This window comes from Pleionea sp. WD8-19 (genome assembly GCF_055326765.1).
On sequence record NZ_JBUZOU010000012.1, the window covers coordinates 20,093 to 36,790 of the forward strand.

At 42.6% G+C, this 16,698-nt stretch carries 15 protein-coding genes; 11 read left to right on the forward strand and 4 right to left on the reverse strand.

Features of this window, described 5'->3' with window-relative positions; translation table 11 throughout:
* The first annotated feature begins 2 nt into the window (after positions 1-2).
* The 5 genes from ptsN to mgtE all read left to right on the forward strand — a co-directional run bounded on the left by ptsN (position 3) and on the right by mgtE (position 3,704).
* A complete protein-coding gene (ptsN, locus tag ACTUJY_RS14120; RefSeq protein ID WP_463616751.1) occupies positions 3-476 on the forward strand; it encodes a PTS IIA-like nitrogen regulatory protein PtsN in 474 nt (157 codons plus the stop codon).
* Positions 477-487: 11 nt separating this feature from the next.
* Positions 488-1,348, forward strand: a complete 861-nt coding sequence (rapZ, locus tag ACTUJY_RS14125; RefSeq protein ID WP_463616752.1) for an RNase adapter RapZ — start codon at positions 488-490, stop codon at positions 1,346-1,348.
* Positions 1,341-1,745, forward strand: coding sequence for a PTS sugar transporter subunit IIA (locus ACTUJY_RS14130; RefSeq protein WP_463616753.1), 405 nt, complete (start codon positions 1,341-1,343; stop codon positions 1,743-1,745). The genes rapZ and ACTUJY_RS14130 overlap by 8 nt, the downstream gene beginning before the upstream one ends.
* Positions 1,739-2,008 (forward strand): HPr family phosphocarrier protein, encoded by a 270-nt coding sequence (locus ACTUJY_RS14135; protein ID WP_463616754.1) that lies wholly within the window; start codon positions 1,739-1,741, stop codon positions 2,006-2,008. The genes ACTUJY_RS14130 and ACTUJY_RS14135 overlap by 7 nt, the downstream gene beginning before the upstream one ends.
* A 325-nt stretch (positions 2,009-2,333) precedes the next feature.
* A complete protein-coding gene (mgtE, locus tag ACTUJY_RS14140; protein ID WP_463616755.1) occupies positions 2,334-3,704 on the forward strand; it encodes a magnesium transporter in 1,371 nt (456 codons plus the stop codon).
* A gap of 324 nt (positions 3,705-4,028) precedes the next feature.
* Here the strand turns inward: mgtE and pmbA are convergent, their stop codons facing one another.
* Positions 4,029-5,393, reverse strand: coding sequence for a metalloprotease PmbA (gene pmbA / locus ACTUJY_RS14145; protein ID WP_463616756.1), 1,365 nt, complete (start codon positions 5,391-5,393; stop codon positions 4,029-4,031).
* 169 nt (positions 5,394-5,562) lie between these two features.
* Here pmbA and ACTUJY_RS14150 point away from each other — a divergent pair, with 169 nt between their 5' ends.
* On the forward strand, positions 5,563-7,683 hold the full coding sequence (locus tag ACTUJY_RS14150; protein WP_463616757.1) for a TonB-dependent receptor plug domain-containing protein: 2,121 nt from the start codon (positions 5,563-5,565) through the stop codon (positions 7,681-7,683).
* A gap of 5 nt (positions 7,684-7,688) precedes the next feature.
* Positions 7,689-8,192 carry a ribosome biogenesis factor YjgA gene (gene yjgA, locus ACTUJY_RS14155; protein WP_463616758.1) on the forward strand — a complete coding sequence of 168 codons (504 nt, stop codon included), beginning with the start codon at positions 7,689-7,691 and terminating at the stop codon, positions 8,190-8,192.
* A gap of 79 nt (positions 8,193-8,271) precedes the next feature.
* Here yjgA and ACTUJY_RS14160 read toward each other — a convergent pair whose 3' ends face one another.
* Entirely contained in the window at positions 8,272-10,893 is a 2,622-nt protein-coding gene (locus ACTUJY_RS14160; protein WP_463616759.1) for a TonB-dependent receptor plug domain-containing protein, read from the reverse strand.
* Positions 10,894-11,316: 423 nt separating this feature from the next.
* On the reverse strand, positions 11,317-11,697 hold the full coding sequence (locus ACTUJY_RS14165; protein ID WP_463616760.1) for a hypothetical protein: 381 nt from the start codon (positions 11,695-11,697) through the stop codon (positions 11,317-11,319).
* Positions 11,698-11,965: 268 nt separating this feature from the next.
* Between ACTUJY_RS14165 and ACTUJY_RS14170 the strand changes: the two genes are divergently transcribed.
* The 3 genes from ACTUJY_RS14170 (at position 11,966) to ACTUJY_RS14180 (ending at position 14,504) form a co-directional block, all read left to right on the forward strand.
* Entirely contained in the window at positions 11,966-13,381 is a 1,416-nt protein-coding gene (locus ACTUJY_RS14170) for an alpha-amylase family protein (protein ID WP_463616761.1), read from the forward strand.
* 210 nt (positions 13,382-13,591) lie between these two features.
* The gene (locus ACTUJY_RS14175) at positions 13,592-14,098 is read left to right on the forward strand and encodes a nuclear transport factor 2 family protein (protein ID WP_463616762.1); all 507 of its coding nucleotides are present in this window, start codon (positions 13,592-13,594) and stop codon (positions 14,096-14,098) included.
* A gap of 43 nt (positions 14,099-14,141) precedes the next feature.
* Complete coding sequence (locus tag ACTUJY_RS14180) at positions 14,142-14,504, forward strand: gamma-glutamylcyclotransferase family protein (protein ID WP_463616763.1); 363 nt, start codon at positions 14,142-14,144, stop codon at positions 14,502-14,504.
* Here the strand turns inward: ACTUJY_RS14180 and purT are convergent.
* Positions 14,501-15,691 (reverse strand): formate-dependent phosphoribosylglycinamide formyltransferase, encoded by a 1,191-nt coding sequence (purT, locus tag ACTUJY_RS14185; RefSeq protein ID WP_463616764.1) that lies wholly within the window; start codon positions 15,689-15,691, stop codon positions 14,501-14,503. The genes ACTUJY_RS14180 and purT overlap by 4 nt on opposite strands.
* 234 nt (positions 15,692-15,925) lie before the next feature.
* Here purT and ACTUJY_RS14190 point away from each other — a divergent pair, with 234 nt between their 5' ends.
* A complete protein-coding gene (locus ACTUJY_RS14190; RefSeq protein WP_463616765.1) occupies positions 15,926-16,654 on the forward strand; it encodes a hypothetical protein in 729 nt (242 codons plus the stop codon).
* The last annotated feature ends 44 nt before the right edge of the window (positions 16,655-16,698 follow it).

Consider the following 16,698-nt stretch of genomic DNA (forward strand, 5'->3'; position numbering starts at 1 on the left):
TTATGGATTTTATCAGTTGTCTTAAGCCCGAGCGCACCCTGGTAGGTGCCTCGGCCTCTAGTAAAAAAAGAGCATTCGAAATACTCAGTCAGTTACTTTCCAATTCTTGCGACACGCTATCCGAGCAAGATGTGTTGGACAGCCTGTTTGCACGTGAACGTTTAGGCTGCACGGCCTTAGGTCAGGGAATTGCAATTCCTCACGGTCGTTGTAATCATTGTGATCAAATCATTTGCGCGGTGATCATGTTGGACAAAGGTGTAGATTATGAAGCGCCAGACAAACAACCCGTGGATATTATGTTCGCCTTGCTCGTACCGGAAAAAGCTCATGACGATCACATTGAGTGTCTGGCAAATATCGCTAAATTATTAAAACAGGAAGGCTTCTGCCGTCAATTAAGAAACGCATATAATAACCAAGCACTCTATGATATAGTCGAAACTGCGGTACAAAAACAAACCAATAATCATTAGTTAAATTAAATATGAAGCGCGTCATACTCAGTGGTCGCTCCGGCTCAGGAAAAACAGTAGCGCTCAGGGCTCTGGAAGATCAGGGATTCTATTGTGTCGACAATATTCCATTGTCGCTGATACCGCAATTGGTCGATACCTTCGAGATAAAACATCAAGATCTGGCTTTAGGTGTTGATGCGCGCAGCTTTCCATCCGACCTTCATAAGTTTTCTGAAATTCTCGACAGCATCAGCCAAAAAGGCGAACATTTTCAGGTATTTTATATTGATGCTGATGATGCCACGCTGCTGAAGCGATTCAGCGAAACTCGGCGGCGTCACCCATTAACGCAAAGTGGCTATTCTTTAAAAGAGGCGATCGCCAAAGAACGCGAGTTACTCGAGCCCATTGCTCTAGCTGCCGATCTTCTGGTTGACACTACGTCGATGACGCCGTACGCGTTGCGCGATTATATTAAAGAAAGGGTGTTGGTTCCGCACGAATCGAACATGGATATTTTGTTCCAATCGTTTGGCTTTAAAAATGGAATTCCAACGGACGCTGACTATGTTTTTGATGTTCGTTGCTTGCCTAATCCTTACTGGGATCCCAAGTTACGAGAATACAACGGCACACAAAAGCCCATCATCAACTTTCTAGAAACTCAGCCGCAAGTCATGGAGTTTTTCTGGCAATTGAAGGTATTTTTACACACTTGGCTGCCCCGCTTTGAGCAAGACAATCGAAGCTATATGACCATAGCGATTGGTTGCACTGGTGGACACCATCGAAGTGTTTATATGGCCGAAAAGCTGGCGGCGTATTTTCGTGAAGAGCGCCCCAACGTTAAAGTCGTGCACCGCGATCTGCCAAAGGAACCTCATGAGTAGCGTCAGTGTTTTAATTCTGTCACGATCCATGGCTGGCAAAGAAATGCTGAGTGTCGTGAAAAAGCGACTCGACTCGTTACCACTCGACTGTCATAGCTTAACCTTTAACCCCGAAGCCAGTGTTACCATTGTATATCCGCATATTGCCCATCGAATACAAAGTATTGATAATGGCGCTGGTGTTTTGGTGCTGGCCGATTCCGACAGTACCCATAGCGAGTTGCTGCAAAAATTAGCCAATGATTTACCGGTCATTTGCGTTACGGGTTTTAATGATGCAATGCTCGAAGCCATTTCTCAATGTGAATCCCTCGACTTGCAACAAGCGGCACAACGTTTACAGTCGACAGCGCAGCAATCGATCCATCTGTATGTAAAGCAAGGTCCAGAATGCTGAAACGCAATTGTACCATCGTCAACAGCAAAGGGATGCACGCACGCGCTGCCGCTGAAGTCGTTAAACTGGTCGAGCAATTTCAATCAGAAATTACCATTGAGCTCCAGGGCAATCAGGTACCCGCGGATAGCCTCATTCACCTCCTCACCCTCGCCGCGAATTGCGGTAAAACGGTCGAAATTACGGCACATGGCACGGATGAGAAACAGGCCATCGATGCATTGGAGCAGCTCATCAGTCGCGGCTTTTATGAATCTTGCTGACGCCAACTCGAGAAAGTCATCCACGTTTCAAAACCGCGTAACGGAATTATTCTTCATTAAGTCAATGAACGGTTCTTTAGCGTAGATAACACTTTAATGCGGCTTTAAAATAAAGCCCTATTCCGCTTCAACCACATTCTTAAATTTTCTTACTCTGAACTAAGGTTTACTCATCGATTTAGAGAACTTTTAACGTTTCTCGAAAGTTTTTAGGATTATTCTTCGACTGTACTAGACTTAATATTATAAAATTACGCTAACTCTTTGCTTGCTAAAGCATTTTTAGCAGCGTTCAACTCTCAGAACATAAACAACAGGAACGCGAATGATCGAAACCTACGAACAAGAACAATCCGCCGATCAAATTCAGCAACTTAATGAAGCGCTGGACTCTGGCATGTTTGTTCATGTTCGTATGATGCTCAACGACATGCCGGCTTCCGATGTTGCCCACCTACTGGAATCTTCTCCTCCTCGAGCTCGAAATCTGCTCTGGAAGCTGGTTAATGTAGAGCGTGAAGGGGATATTCTAAATTATCTAAACGACGAAATTCGAAATAATTTTGTCGATCAAATGGCGCCTGAACACCTGGCTCAGGCGCTGGAAGGCCTGGAAACCGACGACCTGGCCGACATAATTGGCGAGTTGCCAGAGAGTGTTTACCTAGAAGTCATGGCGTCGATGAGTGAGCAAGACCGCCATCGAATCGAAGCCGCTCTGATTTTTCCGGAAGATACCGCCGGTGGCTTGATGAACCTGGATACCGTCACCATTCGCCCCAAAGTGACTATCGATGTGGTGTTACGTTATCTACGTATGAAAGGCCTACCAGAAAGCACCGACAGTCTGTACGTAGTGGACTTTAAAGATCGATTGTTAGGCAGTGTGAGCCTGGCAACACTGGTCACCAGCAAAACCGATATGATTGTCGAAGATCTGCTCGATGGTAACCTCGAGTCGATCCCAGCCACTATGCCGGCAACGGAAGTTGCTCAGATATTCCAACGTCGCGATCTGTTATCAGCACCGGTGATTGATGAAGAAGGCCGACTGCTTGGTCGAATCACCATCGATGACGTTGTGGATGTTATTCGGGAAGAAGCCGAGCATTCACTGATGAGCATGGCCGGTCTGGATGAAACCGACGATACTTTTGCACCGGTATGGTCTTCAGCCAAACGACGAGCCATATGGCTCGGTATTAATTTGTTAACGGTTTTAATTGCTGCCCGTGTGATTGGCGTGTTCGAAGACACCATTAAAATTGTAACCGCACTTGCCATTCTTCAACCCATAGTACCCAGCATGGGTGGTGTTGCCGGTACTCAAACGCTAACATTGGTAATACGCGGTATGTCACTTGGGCATATCGTATCGGGCAATAGTCGTTGGTTGATCATGAAAGAACTGGGCGTTAGCGTTATTAACGGCATACTCTGGGCATTAGCTGTCGGGACATTAACCTACTTTTGGTTTCAAGAATCCACGGGCCATGGACTTCATCTGGCCATAGCCATTGGTGGTGCGATGATTGTCAATTTAATTGTGGGCGTTTTTGCCGGTGCTTCCTTACCCATGTTTCTTAAAAAGTTAAATATCGATCCGGCTTTATCCGGCGGTGTTATTTTAACCACGATTACGGATGTCGTCGGCTTTTTTACACTGCTTGGTTTTGCGACTTTGTTTTTTGCTTAACAATTTTAAAAAAGCTAAAAGTCTTTTTCGAGTTAGTACCCAGCGCTCCCGCGCAGGTACAAATTAACATGAATCTAAACATTCAGAAAAAGTCAGCAAAGTTAATAATTAGGAGTTACTTGAGCTCCGTAGGGTATGGTTGTAACCCACCGAAAACACTACGACTTTAGTTGTGCCTTTTTCATTTAAAAATGAGCGTTTTTTATTTTTGCATAGGCCAAGCCTGGACTTTTTCTGGTGGGTTACAACCACACCCTACAAGTATCGAAGAGCTTGCAGTTATCGGTTTTCCCGTACCTAGCAAACTCTAAACTCGCTCACCGTTTAACTCCCAGCGATTGTCATCCCATCAACGATGATTGAACCAGAAACCACAGACGATCGATAATCCAAATCATTACCTACCAGACGAATGTTTCGAAACATATCACGTAAATTTCCAGCAATGGTCACCTCATGCACCGGAAACTGTATTTCACCATTTTCTATCCAAAAGCCAGCAGCGCCACGTGAATAATCACCGGTAACCAAATTCACACCTTGCCCCATCACTTCGGTAACCAATAAGCCCGTTTTTAACTCGTTAACCATTTGCGAAAAATCAAGATCAGAATGGCTGATAAAAACATTGTGCAAACCGCCAGCATTGGCTGTCGTTGTCATACCTAATTTACGTGCGGAGTAACTGCCGAGCACATAACCTTGTAACACGCCTCGTTGAATAATATCTCTATCATGAGTTGCGACGCCTTCGTTATCAAAACAACTGGATGCCAAACCACCCAATAAATGGGGTCGTTCATCCACACGTAAAAAATCAGGAAAAATTTGAGTATTTAATGAATCAACTAAAAAGCTCGAATTACGATACAAAGCACTGCCTCGAATAGCACTTAAAAAATGCCCAAACACACCGCGCGCTACATCGGGCATCATTAAAATAGGTACTTTTTGAGTGGGAATAACGCGAGCACTTAAATGCGAAACAGCACGTTCAGCAGCTTTCTCACCAATTTGTTCAGGAGCTTCCAGGTCCGACAGTTTTCGGCCTAATGAATACCAGTAGTCTCGTTGCTTTCCTTTTGAATCTTCAGCGATTAAAACGCAACTCATACTATAGCGAGTGCTCGATGAGTCACCAACAAAACCGTGGCTGTTTGCATACACTCGCATATAACGATGCGCAGAAATACCCGCACCATCACTTTGCGCGATTCGTTTATCGAAGTCCAACCCCTTCGCTTCACAACGTAACGACGTTTCGATCATTTTTTCAACCGTGACACTGTTGGGGTGATCCAACTTCAAATCGATTAATTTGGTCGCCATTAACGATTTATCGGCTAACCCAGCGAAAGGATCGGGTGATGTAAATCGTGCTATATTGCAAGCCGCGTCCACAGCTTCCTCTATAGCTTTAGCACTGGTGTCTGTCGTGGTTGCCATGCCTTTTTTTTGCCCAAAAAAAACACTGATGCCAAAACTACCATCTTGATTAAACTCAACCGTTTCGACATCACCGGAGCGTACCTGCACACTGATACCGAGATCTTGACTCACGCCCACTTCAGCACTTGTCGCGCCTTTTTGTTTTGCTAACGACAAAATACGCTCACAAATATCTCGCATGGATTGCTTTTTTTCAGCCACATCTATTGCATCAAGAGATGCCGAGTTATGTTCACTCACAAAAATGCCTCGGAAATTAGGAAAAATTTAAAAACCATTACTACACTAACGCAGGGACCTTAAAGAAATACACAAATGGAACTTGCTGATATTTCTTTAATAATAACACACGCTCTTGTTTGCAAAGTACTGCGACTCGTAAGACAAACCTTCAATGTGCTGAGTGACTATGATACACAAATCCGCTACCACCTGGTTACTGATATTAAGTTCAGTGACAACTTTCAGTGTCAGTTTGGCCGATCAAAACGACTCTCTCGATGATTTATTTGACGACGAACTTCCGGTTGTCTTAAGTGCTGCTCGGTTAAAACAACCTCGTGCCGAAACACCCGCTTCAGTTACCGTTATTGAACAAGAGACCATTCGTGATCTTGGTATTCGCACTTTAGCCGAAGTTTTTCGGCTGGTTCCTGGAATGTATGTCGGTTACGAACGCGGACACACGCCGGAAGTGGGGTACCATGTGTTGGCTGTTGAAAACAGTCGACATTTACAAGTTTTGGTTGATGGTCGCTCTATTTATCAAGCCGCGCTTGCACGAATCCTTTGGCAAGATCTGCCTCTAGCACTCGATAAAATATCACGGATCGAAGTCATTCGCGGTCCCAACACAGCCCTTTATGGTGCCAACAGCTATATGGCGGTTATTAATATTATTACCTTTCATCCGGAAGACACGCCAGGAGGCAAGCTCGCCGACACCGGAGGTAATCATGGAATTGCGGATGGGCAAGCTCGTTACAGTAAACAGTTTGGCGATTTTGCATGGGAGGCCACCGTCGCAACGCACAATGATGATGGCTTTGAAGCAGGGCAGAATGGAGAACAACGATTTGATAGCCACGATAATACGTTTTTCTCTACAGATTTTGTTTGGCATGGCGAAGGCAATCACTATTTTCGTGCGCAAGCAGGAATAAGTGATAGCGAAAAAGAAGTAGACGGACTTGAATCAAATGAAATCAACGATTACCACATGGTCGATGTAAAAAACAGCTTTGCTCACCTCACTTATAATCAAGACTTAAGTGTAACGAATGAATTAAAAGTTCAATTATTTTCTACGCACACGGATATTGAAGAAAACTGGCAAACTCAACAGTTTGCGCTATTTCTTACGCCAGAACTGTATGATTTATACGGTATGGACCCTGCTTATACTCAGGACTTGCTCAACGCCTTAGGAGGAGGACAACCGCCACCCATACCGAACGATCCTGATGTACTTGCTCAAGCGCTTTTAGTCATGCAACGATTGAATGAACTCGGAACAGCGCAAGTGACCGGTTTTGCCAATCAGCATTTGATAGAAAAACGAGTCGATATCGAAGCACAAATCACCAGTGAGTTTAATCAGTGGCTTCGTTTGGTTTCCGGGCTCAGTTATCGAAAAGACACCGTGTCATCGGAAAGTTACTTCGCAGGAACCAGCAGCAAAGATATATGGCGTTTATTTGCCAACTTAGAAATAAAAGCCGGTGATAACTGGCGGTTTAATATTGGCGCCATGCAAGAAAAAGACAGTATGATCGGTGAGGAATTGACCCCGCGTTTTGCTACCAATTTTATGCTATCTCCCAATCAAAGCCTTCGAGCCATTTATTCTCGTGCAAACCGTAGCCCAGATTTGTTCGAAGAGAATGCATCACGAAGTTATACTTTACGCAACCTTTCAACACCCGTTAACGGTACTGACACCTTTGGTCGTTATTACCAACATGCACAGTCTTCTGGCGGGCTTCGCATGGAGCAAATCGAATCTTGGGAGCTGGGCTGGTATTTTCGGAGTGAGTCGCAAACGGTAGAGCTCGATATCAAACTGTTTCGCGATAACCTAACAGATCTACTGGAAGGTGAAACTCAAGTGGGTAATTTTGCATTACAAAATAGCGGCCATATAAAAGTAAAAGGCATTGAAGGACAAGTTGACTGGCGTATTACGCCGAGCATCAAAATATGGAGTACTGCCTCATACCTCGATCATTATCAATCCAGTAGCAATTTCTACCAACGTACTGGAGCAAGCGGTACACGTACGCTCAATGGCTTCTATGAATTTGAAAATACGCTACGTTGGTCAGTCAGTTACTATTATTACGATGATTGGTACTTGCAAACCTTTGAGCGCATCGATACCTCCATTAGCTATACTTTCGACTTTGGCGAAAGCTGGCTGGATACTCGTGTTACCTACCAACACCGAGGAGACAATAACTACCTACTCGACATTCGCAGTAATTACATTAATCCTGATAAAATATACGCCACGATAACTTTTCGCTGGTAGTTTTAATGCATAATGACGATCACTTACCTCATCCCGAAGATGAACAGGATGAAGACTTTAAAAGTAAATCTCAAGTAAAAAGTGAGCTGAAGGAAATAACGCAATTTGGTGTGGAGCTCGCTGATATTAGCCTGAATAATTTAAAAAAACTCCCTCTGACCGAAGACGTTTTGGCAGCTTATGCCGAGCTGAATAACATTAAAGGCAATGAAGCCCGCAAACGACATTTCAAACGTATCGGAAAGTTGTTAAGAGAAATTGAGCTGGAACCAATAGAGCTCGCGTTGACTCGTTTTCGAAAAGGCTTACCACTCATTGAAGCCGACACAAGGCCAAGTGAAGCGGAAATGTGGTACCAAAAACTGGTTGAAGAAAAACAAAATCCGGAAATATTTCTGGAGTCTTACCCAGCTTGTGATCGTCAACAACTGCGCCAATTGGTGCGAAATGCACAAAAGTCAACCAAGAATAAAACTAAATTAATGACTCTGCTCAATGAATTTGTTTAAGCCTTATTTTCCCGGTTAAATAAAAAAACCGCCTACATCGGGGAGATGTAGGCGGCTTAGCCTTTCCAGTCAGGAGAGGTTAAAACTCATAGCGAGCTTCTACAAACCACTCACGACGAGCGGCATTGTAATGTTGGCTATTAAAGTAAGGCCAACTGCTTGAAGTACCCATTCGAGGATATTCATTCGTTAAATTATTGATGATAAGATCCAGAGTGAGGTCTGAAGTCACACCATAAGACACCGACATATTGTAAAGCGTCCAAGACTGTCGACGTTCTTCACTGTTTAATGATCCGATTCGATTGGCAAATAAAGTAGCTCTCCAGTCACTCATCATCCAAGTTGCACTCGCACGAAAACGACTTCTGAGATCTCCATTAAATGGATCATTTCTCCAATTGGTTTCTCTTTCAGCATGCTCAGAAATCTGACGCTCACTTTTTAACACGTTAGTGTGATTAGCAACAAAACTAAATCGACCAAAGTTAGCGGTGGAAAAACTGTACTTTAAACTGGTATCAACCCCTTGCTGCATCAGGTAAGCCGTATTCACCGGTTCCACATTTACGATAAAGTTAGAGCCATCAAATGAAACACGGTCTTCGAATGTTTGACCATTATCGAAAGTCACCTGCTCATTAACGAACGCGCAATCGTAGCCCAAATAGCTGAACGAATTATCCGATAAGCAATTACCAAAAACATAGGTCATTAAGTAACCATCTTGCACTTCAACCAACCCTTCCATTTCAGTTTGATAAAAGTCGACAGAAAATGAAAGGTTGTCTATTGGCTCATACACGACTCCAATGGTCGTTGATGTTCCTGTTTCTTCTTCAAGCTCATTTGAGCCATGGGTTTTAGAAAATGCGGTGGTACCAGCGAATGGGGAACTTATGTAAGCTCCGCCTTCTGCAGCAAAAATATAATGCATATCTGGCGCACGGAAGTTGCTGTTATTCGATGCTCGAATCAGTAAGCCTTCTACAGGACGATATTCCAAACCAAGGTTATAGGTCCAAGCATCATCAACCTGTGTTTCATCATCGTATTTATCGTATCGACCCGCAACCGTTACATTAACGGTTGGGCTGAGTGGCCATCGAGTTTCTAAGCCTAACGCGTATCGATTTCGAGATCCTTCACCTTCCGTACCTGTGCGTCCAACCCATCCATTTCCATCGCTGTTTAATGTACGAGGATGTAAGTCAATTTCATATTTATTGTTCGCGGCTTCAACAATGGTTGCGAACTGGGCATAATCGTCACCTAAATCCATTAAGTCGCCAGTCATTACGAACGACAAGCTCGTTAAAGCGCTGTTTTTCTTTGAAACATCTTCACCCGTTATAGTCGCCATCTCTTCTGATGTTAACAGACGATTGTATCGAGAAAAGTCAGTAAAATAGAAGGGCGTTCCATCATTAAAAGTACCGCCTTGTGGACCACGGAAAAACTCAAGAATTTCTTCTTCTTTTAATAAAGTTTGCTTTTCTTTAGAGTCTTGAAAACTATGCGTTAGTACCACTTCGTAGTCGAATACTTGATCAATCAATCCTTTAAAACCAACTTTGACATCCGCACCATGCTCACTGTGCTTTGCCCAAGTATCATTCAATTCTGAATTTGAGAACTCTCGCAAATTAAGACGAGTAAAAAATTGATTTTGATCCGTTAAGTTATCTAAAGAATAAAATTCTAAGCCAGGCTGCCAAAATCGAGGTCCAGAGTTACTTTTGGCATCGATATCCCAAAAGTGAAATTCCAAGTAAAGCTCGTTGTAATCACCTTGATCAAAGGTCACGCGATCAAAAAAGTTAACTCGGCGCTTATCATTACGAAGCGATTTGTATTGAGAAGAATATTGCTGACAGCTTCCGGAATCATTATTGAATGTATAACCAAAAGAGTCACATGAGCTGTCATCAAGTGTATAAACAAAATCACTTACTTGAAAATCGTACACGGAGTAACTCAAACTGGTCTCAAGCTCACGCTCGCCTGAAAATGGACGATCACTGCCTAAAATGGGATCAGCATCGAAATACTCGAACGCCCAAATATTAGAAACATTGGCGCCTTGAGTTCCACCGTACCATTGAAACCTCTTAGAAGCACCACCACCTTGTTGTGTATCACCAAAGCGTGCGGATAAAGTAGAACTATCAATATTTTTATGAGTAATGATGTTGACTACGCCAGCCATAGCGTCGGAACCATAGATAGCCGAGGCACCACCCGCCATAATTTCTACATGAGAAACAATCGCCATTGGAATTTGCGACAAGTTGGTAAAGTTACTTTCACCGTTATAAGGTGATGGATAATCGGCAATACGGCGACCATCTAAAAGAATCAGCGTTCTTCCTGGGCCTAAACCTCGTAAGTTTAATCCTTGTGCATTGGGTTGAAAACCGGTGGTATTTTGCTCACCCACAAAGCTACCTGTTGAAGAGGTAATAGAGCTTAATGCTTCCTGAAGTGTCGTAAAACCCTGCTGCTGCATCTCTTCAGAGGTCATGCTTACCACGGTAGCTGCACCTTCGATTTCCGTACGTTTAATACGTGAACCGGTAACAATGATTTTATCTTCTGGGTCTTTCTCTTCAGCTACTACGGGAACGGAAGTTGCGCCTAAAGCAATAACAGAGGCTATCAGCTTCGCCATAGGGCGAACTGAGAATAAGTTTGCAGACATATTTACTCCTGACTGGACTGAACTTTTCTTTATTGAAAATCATGGGACTGGATCCATGACTTTCGTGGAGGCGCGATTTTACGCACCTTCGCTATACAACTCAATATTTAATCAATGGTATTTTTAACTTTTTGAGATTAGAAAATTGCTGGTTATTACCAGATTTTATAAATAACTTATGCTAATAACGGTTTGCTTTGACGTTGATTAAAGTCAGTTGCCTAAAGAAAAATCCCTTTGTTATTCTGTATTAACGTCTTTCTGGGAGCGAATAAGATGTCAAAAGTTTGTCACTTTTGTTAATAATATCAATTAGCCTTTCAAAGCCCTTGAATCTTAAGGATAACCTGAATGCAGTTAAATATACAATTGTAAGCTAAGTGCTATTATCCCTCTATGCACTTGCCGTAAGGGGTGGAAATTTTATTCCGAGAGCCATTTGAGCGCTCGTTGGTAATCTGTAAAAGACTCAAACTCCTCATTCTGCAGCCCTGCCGAATACTGTCGCCAAAGCTCCACGAAGTTAAAATCAACTTCATCTTTTACTACGGCCGCAACTTTATAACTTTCTTTAGACTGTGCCCCAGCCTGACGAGCAAAGTCTGCTAATTTCGCCATATCCAGAAAACTAATGACCGGTACACCGTGCGTAAAGTTCACCAGGTAGCGTCCTCCAAAACGAAAGTCAGGGTGACGATAGCATAGAGTGTACATCTCGATCATTTGCTCAATTGTAAACTCTCCATGGTAGGTAATTTCAAAAATTCCATGCTTGGGCTCATATCTCATTGTGTGTTGATTCATCATACACGCCACGCCAAAAAAATTGGGATTTAGCATACCACAATTACAAATTGTGACATCGCTAGATATGAATACGTATGCAAACACTATTCATACGTATGTAATGCAGCTAAGGTTTTCTGACACAAAAATGTCACAAGACCAAAGCACCATAATTTTGATGTAACAACAACCCCAAAAATAATGTTACATCAAATTGTTTATGCACTGTTGGAAAGTGTCGTACCGCTCAGTGATCCATTAAAACAATATCACCAAGGTGATCGCTATGAACACATATTCATTGATACAAACGTTGAAACACAGTATTACTCTATTCGTTCTATTATTAATTGCACCGCTCAATGCTGACGTCATATTACATGCGTTTGATTGGCACTACGATGAAGTGAAAAATCGTGTGGGTGAAATCAAGTCTGCCGGGTTTAAAAAAGTCTTAGTAGCACCACCTGTTAAATCCAACGTATCGGGCTGTGCTTGGTGGCAACGCTTTCAGCCGCAGGACTTAAGAGTTATTGATCACTGCAAAGGCAACAAACAATCCTTTAAAGCAATGGTTGATACTTTAAAGTTGAATGGTATTGATGTATATGCTGACATTGTCATAAATCATATGGCAAATGAACGAAACGGAAATCAAAACTTCCCAGGTGACGAAGCAATAGCAAGTTACCGGAATAACAACCGTTATTGGAATGAACAAAAACTTTTTGGCAACTTAGAGCACGGTCTATTTTCACAATACGATTTCCATCAACCCGCACAATGCATATCGGATTATGGAAATATTGGCGATGTACAGTGGAACCGTATCTGTAGCGGTAGTAACGATTCTGGTCTACCCGATATGGATCCCAACAATTGGGTAATCGAACAACAAAAAAACTATTTGAGCGCATTAAAAGCATTGGGTGTAAAAGGGTTTCGTATTGATGCCGCAAAACACATGACGCACTGGCACTTGAACCAGGTTTTCAATAGCACAATAAAAAGTGGCATGCATTTGTTTGGTGAAGTCATCACCAATGGCGGCCAAGGAGATACCGAATACCATAAGTTTCTGAAACCTTATTTAGACGGCACCGATCATTCTGCGTACGATTTTCCATTGTTTCAACAAATACGTCGTGCGTTTTCTTTTGGCGGTAGCCTTTCGCAATTGATAAACCCCGAAGCTTATGAACAAGCCCTGCCGAGTAACCGAGCAATAACATTCAGTGTCACGCATGACATTCCCAACAATGGTATTTTTCGTCACAACATATTAGATCAGACCGATGAAATTTTGGCCAATGCCTATCTGCTTGGTCGCGATGGTGGTACCCCCATGATTTACAGTGATCATGGCGAAAGCGGCAGCCAGGATAACAACCGCTGGTACGATTATTTTAAAAAAGACTTCATTCAAAAAATGATCAGCTTTCATAACCTAATGCAAGGGAAGTTTATGGAAGTCGTCGCTTATAACGACTGCGCCATTTTGTTCCGGCGCGATGAAGATGGTATTGTTGGCATTAATAAATGTGGTGAGCCCCAATACTTCAACGTCAATACTCATGGCCGCTTTAAGTGGTATCGACACTATAAGGACCTAAACTCCGGCTACAACGAAATTTATATTACCGGTGGTAACTTTACCTTCAGTATTCCAGCACGCAATTGGAAAATGTGGGTGGCTCAATAACCGCCAAATAACAATGAGCCAGACAGCTGCTTCAGTTTTTCTAACGAAACACTGTCTGGCCTCGGCATTTATTTAAATAAATGCCATATTCTCGTCAATTTCACTCCTTCAATTTCGTAATCTACTCCTGAAGCCCTGATTTAATCCGATCGATAATCTGGCATAATATTTGTTAGATTCCATACCCCTTAAATCAACAGGTAACAAAAAATGAAACTAATAAATTCCTTTTTGCTTTTTATTTTGGGCTCATTCTTCACTGGCCTCTCCTTCGCCAACAGCAACACCAGCAAGCTTAACTCCATCATACTTCAATTGGATGACGTACTTTTTGAGCAAGTCTTTAATCAATGTAAACTTGAAGCGATGGAAAACCTCATTGCTGACGATTTTGAGTTTTACCACGACCAGGCCGGCATACAAAATCGCACTGACTTTATAAACGGCGTAAAACAACACATATGCTCCTCGCCCAATAAAAAGCCTATTCGAAAGCTCGTCAGTAACAGTATGGAAGTGTTTCCTATGACAAAAAATGGTGTGCTTTACGGAGCCATTCAAAAAGGTGAGCATGAATTTTTCATTAAAGAGCCTAACAAACCCGTTTACAAAACCAGTATCGCCAAGTTTACTCATTTATGGATACTGGAAAATGAAAAATGGATTTTAAAACGGGTGTTGAGTTTTGATCATCAATCACCCTTAGCTAAACAATAAAGAGCTCTTGCGCTCACATTTACCAAAATATTGAGATAAAAGAGTGTACAAAGTCGCGGTTTATGGTTCGCTTAAAAGAAATTTTCAATACCATGGGCTTTTAAAGCCGGCAACGTTTTTGGGTGTGTTCAAAACGGAACCCAAATACACCATGTACGACCTAGGCGATTACCCAGGTATTGTTGACTCAGGAAACTCAGCCATAACCGTTGAACTTTATGAAGTCAAGGAAGATATTCTTTTACGCTTGGATGAATTAGAAGAAGTTCCCGATTATTTTTACCGAGTTTTAACCGAAGTTGATGAATATCCTGCGGTGTGGATTTACCTGCTTAACCCAAAGCAGCTAGCAGGTAAATCTTTTCGAATGATCAAGTCCGGTAGCTGGAAAAAGAACAATAGCTAAAATTCTACAGTCACCCGAGAAGACACGCGTTTCGCTTTTTCAATCGCTTTCTCGATTGACACATCACGCGCCAATGCAACCCCCATACGACGACGACCATTAATCTCGGGCTTGCCAAATAAACGGATCTGAGTATCTTCGTCCATAAGCGCTTCAGCAAGGTTGGAATATTTCGTATCTGTCGAAGAACCTGTAGGCAAAATCACACTCGATGCCGAAGGGCCATGCTGTTTAATATTCGGAATTGGCAACCCTAATATCGCGCGAACGTGCAAAGCAAATTGGGACAAGTCTTGCGAAATTAAAGTGACCATCCCAGTATCATGAGGGCGCGGTGATACTTCACTAAAATAAACGTGGTCACCTTTAATAAACAGTTCGACCCCAAATATTCCACGACCATTATCTCCACATAGCGCCTCCACCACTTTTCGCGCAATGTCTTGTGATTTTGATAACGCCACTTCGCTCATCACACAAGGCTGCCAAGATTGTCGATAATCACCATCTTCCTGATGGTGACCAATCGGCAAGCAAAAGCTGATGCCGCCAATATGCTTAACGGTTAGTAATGTAATTTCATAATCAAAATCAACAAAACCCTCAATGATCACCTTACCTTTTCCAGCACGCCCTCCCTCCTGTGCGTATTGCCATGCGGTTTCAATATCTTCTTCAGATTTAATCACACTTTGACCTTTACCCGATGAGCTCATAATCGGTTTAACAACACAAGGCATACCAATATCCTGAACCGCCTTTTCAAAAGTATCTTGATTATCAGCGAAAGCATAAGGAGACGTTGGTAAGTCAAGTTCTTCCGCAGCCAGTGTGCGAATGCCTTCGCGGTTCATCGTCAATTGGGTAGCTCGCGCAGTAGGTACAATGGTTACACCCTCTCGCTCAAGCTCTGCTAAAGTGTCTGTGGCAATGGCTTCAATCTCCGGTACTACGAAATGCGGTTTTTCTGTTTCAATAACGTTACGCAGTGCGGCACCGTCAAGCATATCGATCACGTGACTGCGGTCGGCTACCTGCATACCTGGCGCATTGGCATAGCGATCCACAGCAATAACTTCAACGCCCAGTCGCTGTAACTCTATGATAACTTCTTTACCTAATTCTCCAGCACCACAAAGCAATACGCGAGTTGCTGATGATGAAAATGGTGTACCTATACTTGCCATAATCTATTCCGTTAATCAATGAATGTATAAGGATTATACCCGAAATTTTAAGTGCGGCGAATGAACCAACAATATCAAAGTTCAATCCCATTTTGATATGAATCACGAATTTTGGTAGCCAAGCATTCTGTTCTCCACTAGCCTTTTTACAGCTTGTATTTTCGAGCTAACTCTATGAAGAAAAACAACCAGATCTGAAATAAAAAACAACAACCAAAGCAATAAGGAGCTCCAATGAAAAAGTTAACAACCATAATTCTTCCTTTGATGGCAGCGACTAGCTTAGCAACTCAAGCCATGAACGAAGCAGAGAATTACGGACTGCTTGATGGTACTGACTTTGTTGATGACCAATTCCTGACAGAAGCTGAACTGGAAGGGCTTAAAAGCAGCACTAAATCCATTAACTATTTTTTAAATCCAACCGCCGTTGACAGTGACACCTCTTCACTTTCAAGTTTAGCGTTTGGTTTTTCCAAAGACTTATTCCAAGTCAGCTTGAGTTATTCAGAAATTTCGCCGGATGCGTCGCCTGTCGACTTTGATCAATATCGGTTAAAAGCCAAGTACAAACTTCTGCAACCCGAAGCGTCTGCTCCTTTTAGCTTAACCTTAGTAGGCTCACATAAACAAATTGAAGACATCTCAAACGATAATGAAATTGGTGTTGCGGGTGCCTATCATTTGAATAGCCAATGGATGTTTACGGCTAATTTGGGTTGGTATGAGCGAGATTTAGAATTTGGAGGTTCAGAAAACGATGCCAAGTACGGTGTCGGAGCCACTTTTTTGCTTAATGAAGCGAATATATTTGCAGTGGATTATATTGGGGAAAATGACATCACCAACGACGATGACTATTCCTTGTCCTATGTTTTACTTCTCCCACAAATTAAATCCAAATTTATTGCCGGAGCAGGTAAAAATGACGTGGTATTTTTAGGGTTTAATTATATCTTTTAATTGATAAGAAAATCTTACTAATACATGCCCTTCGACGGGCTTAA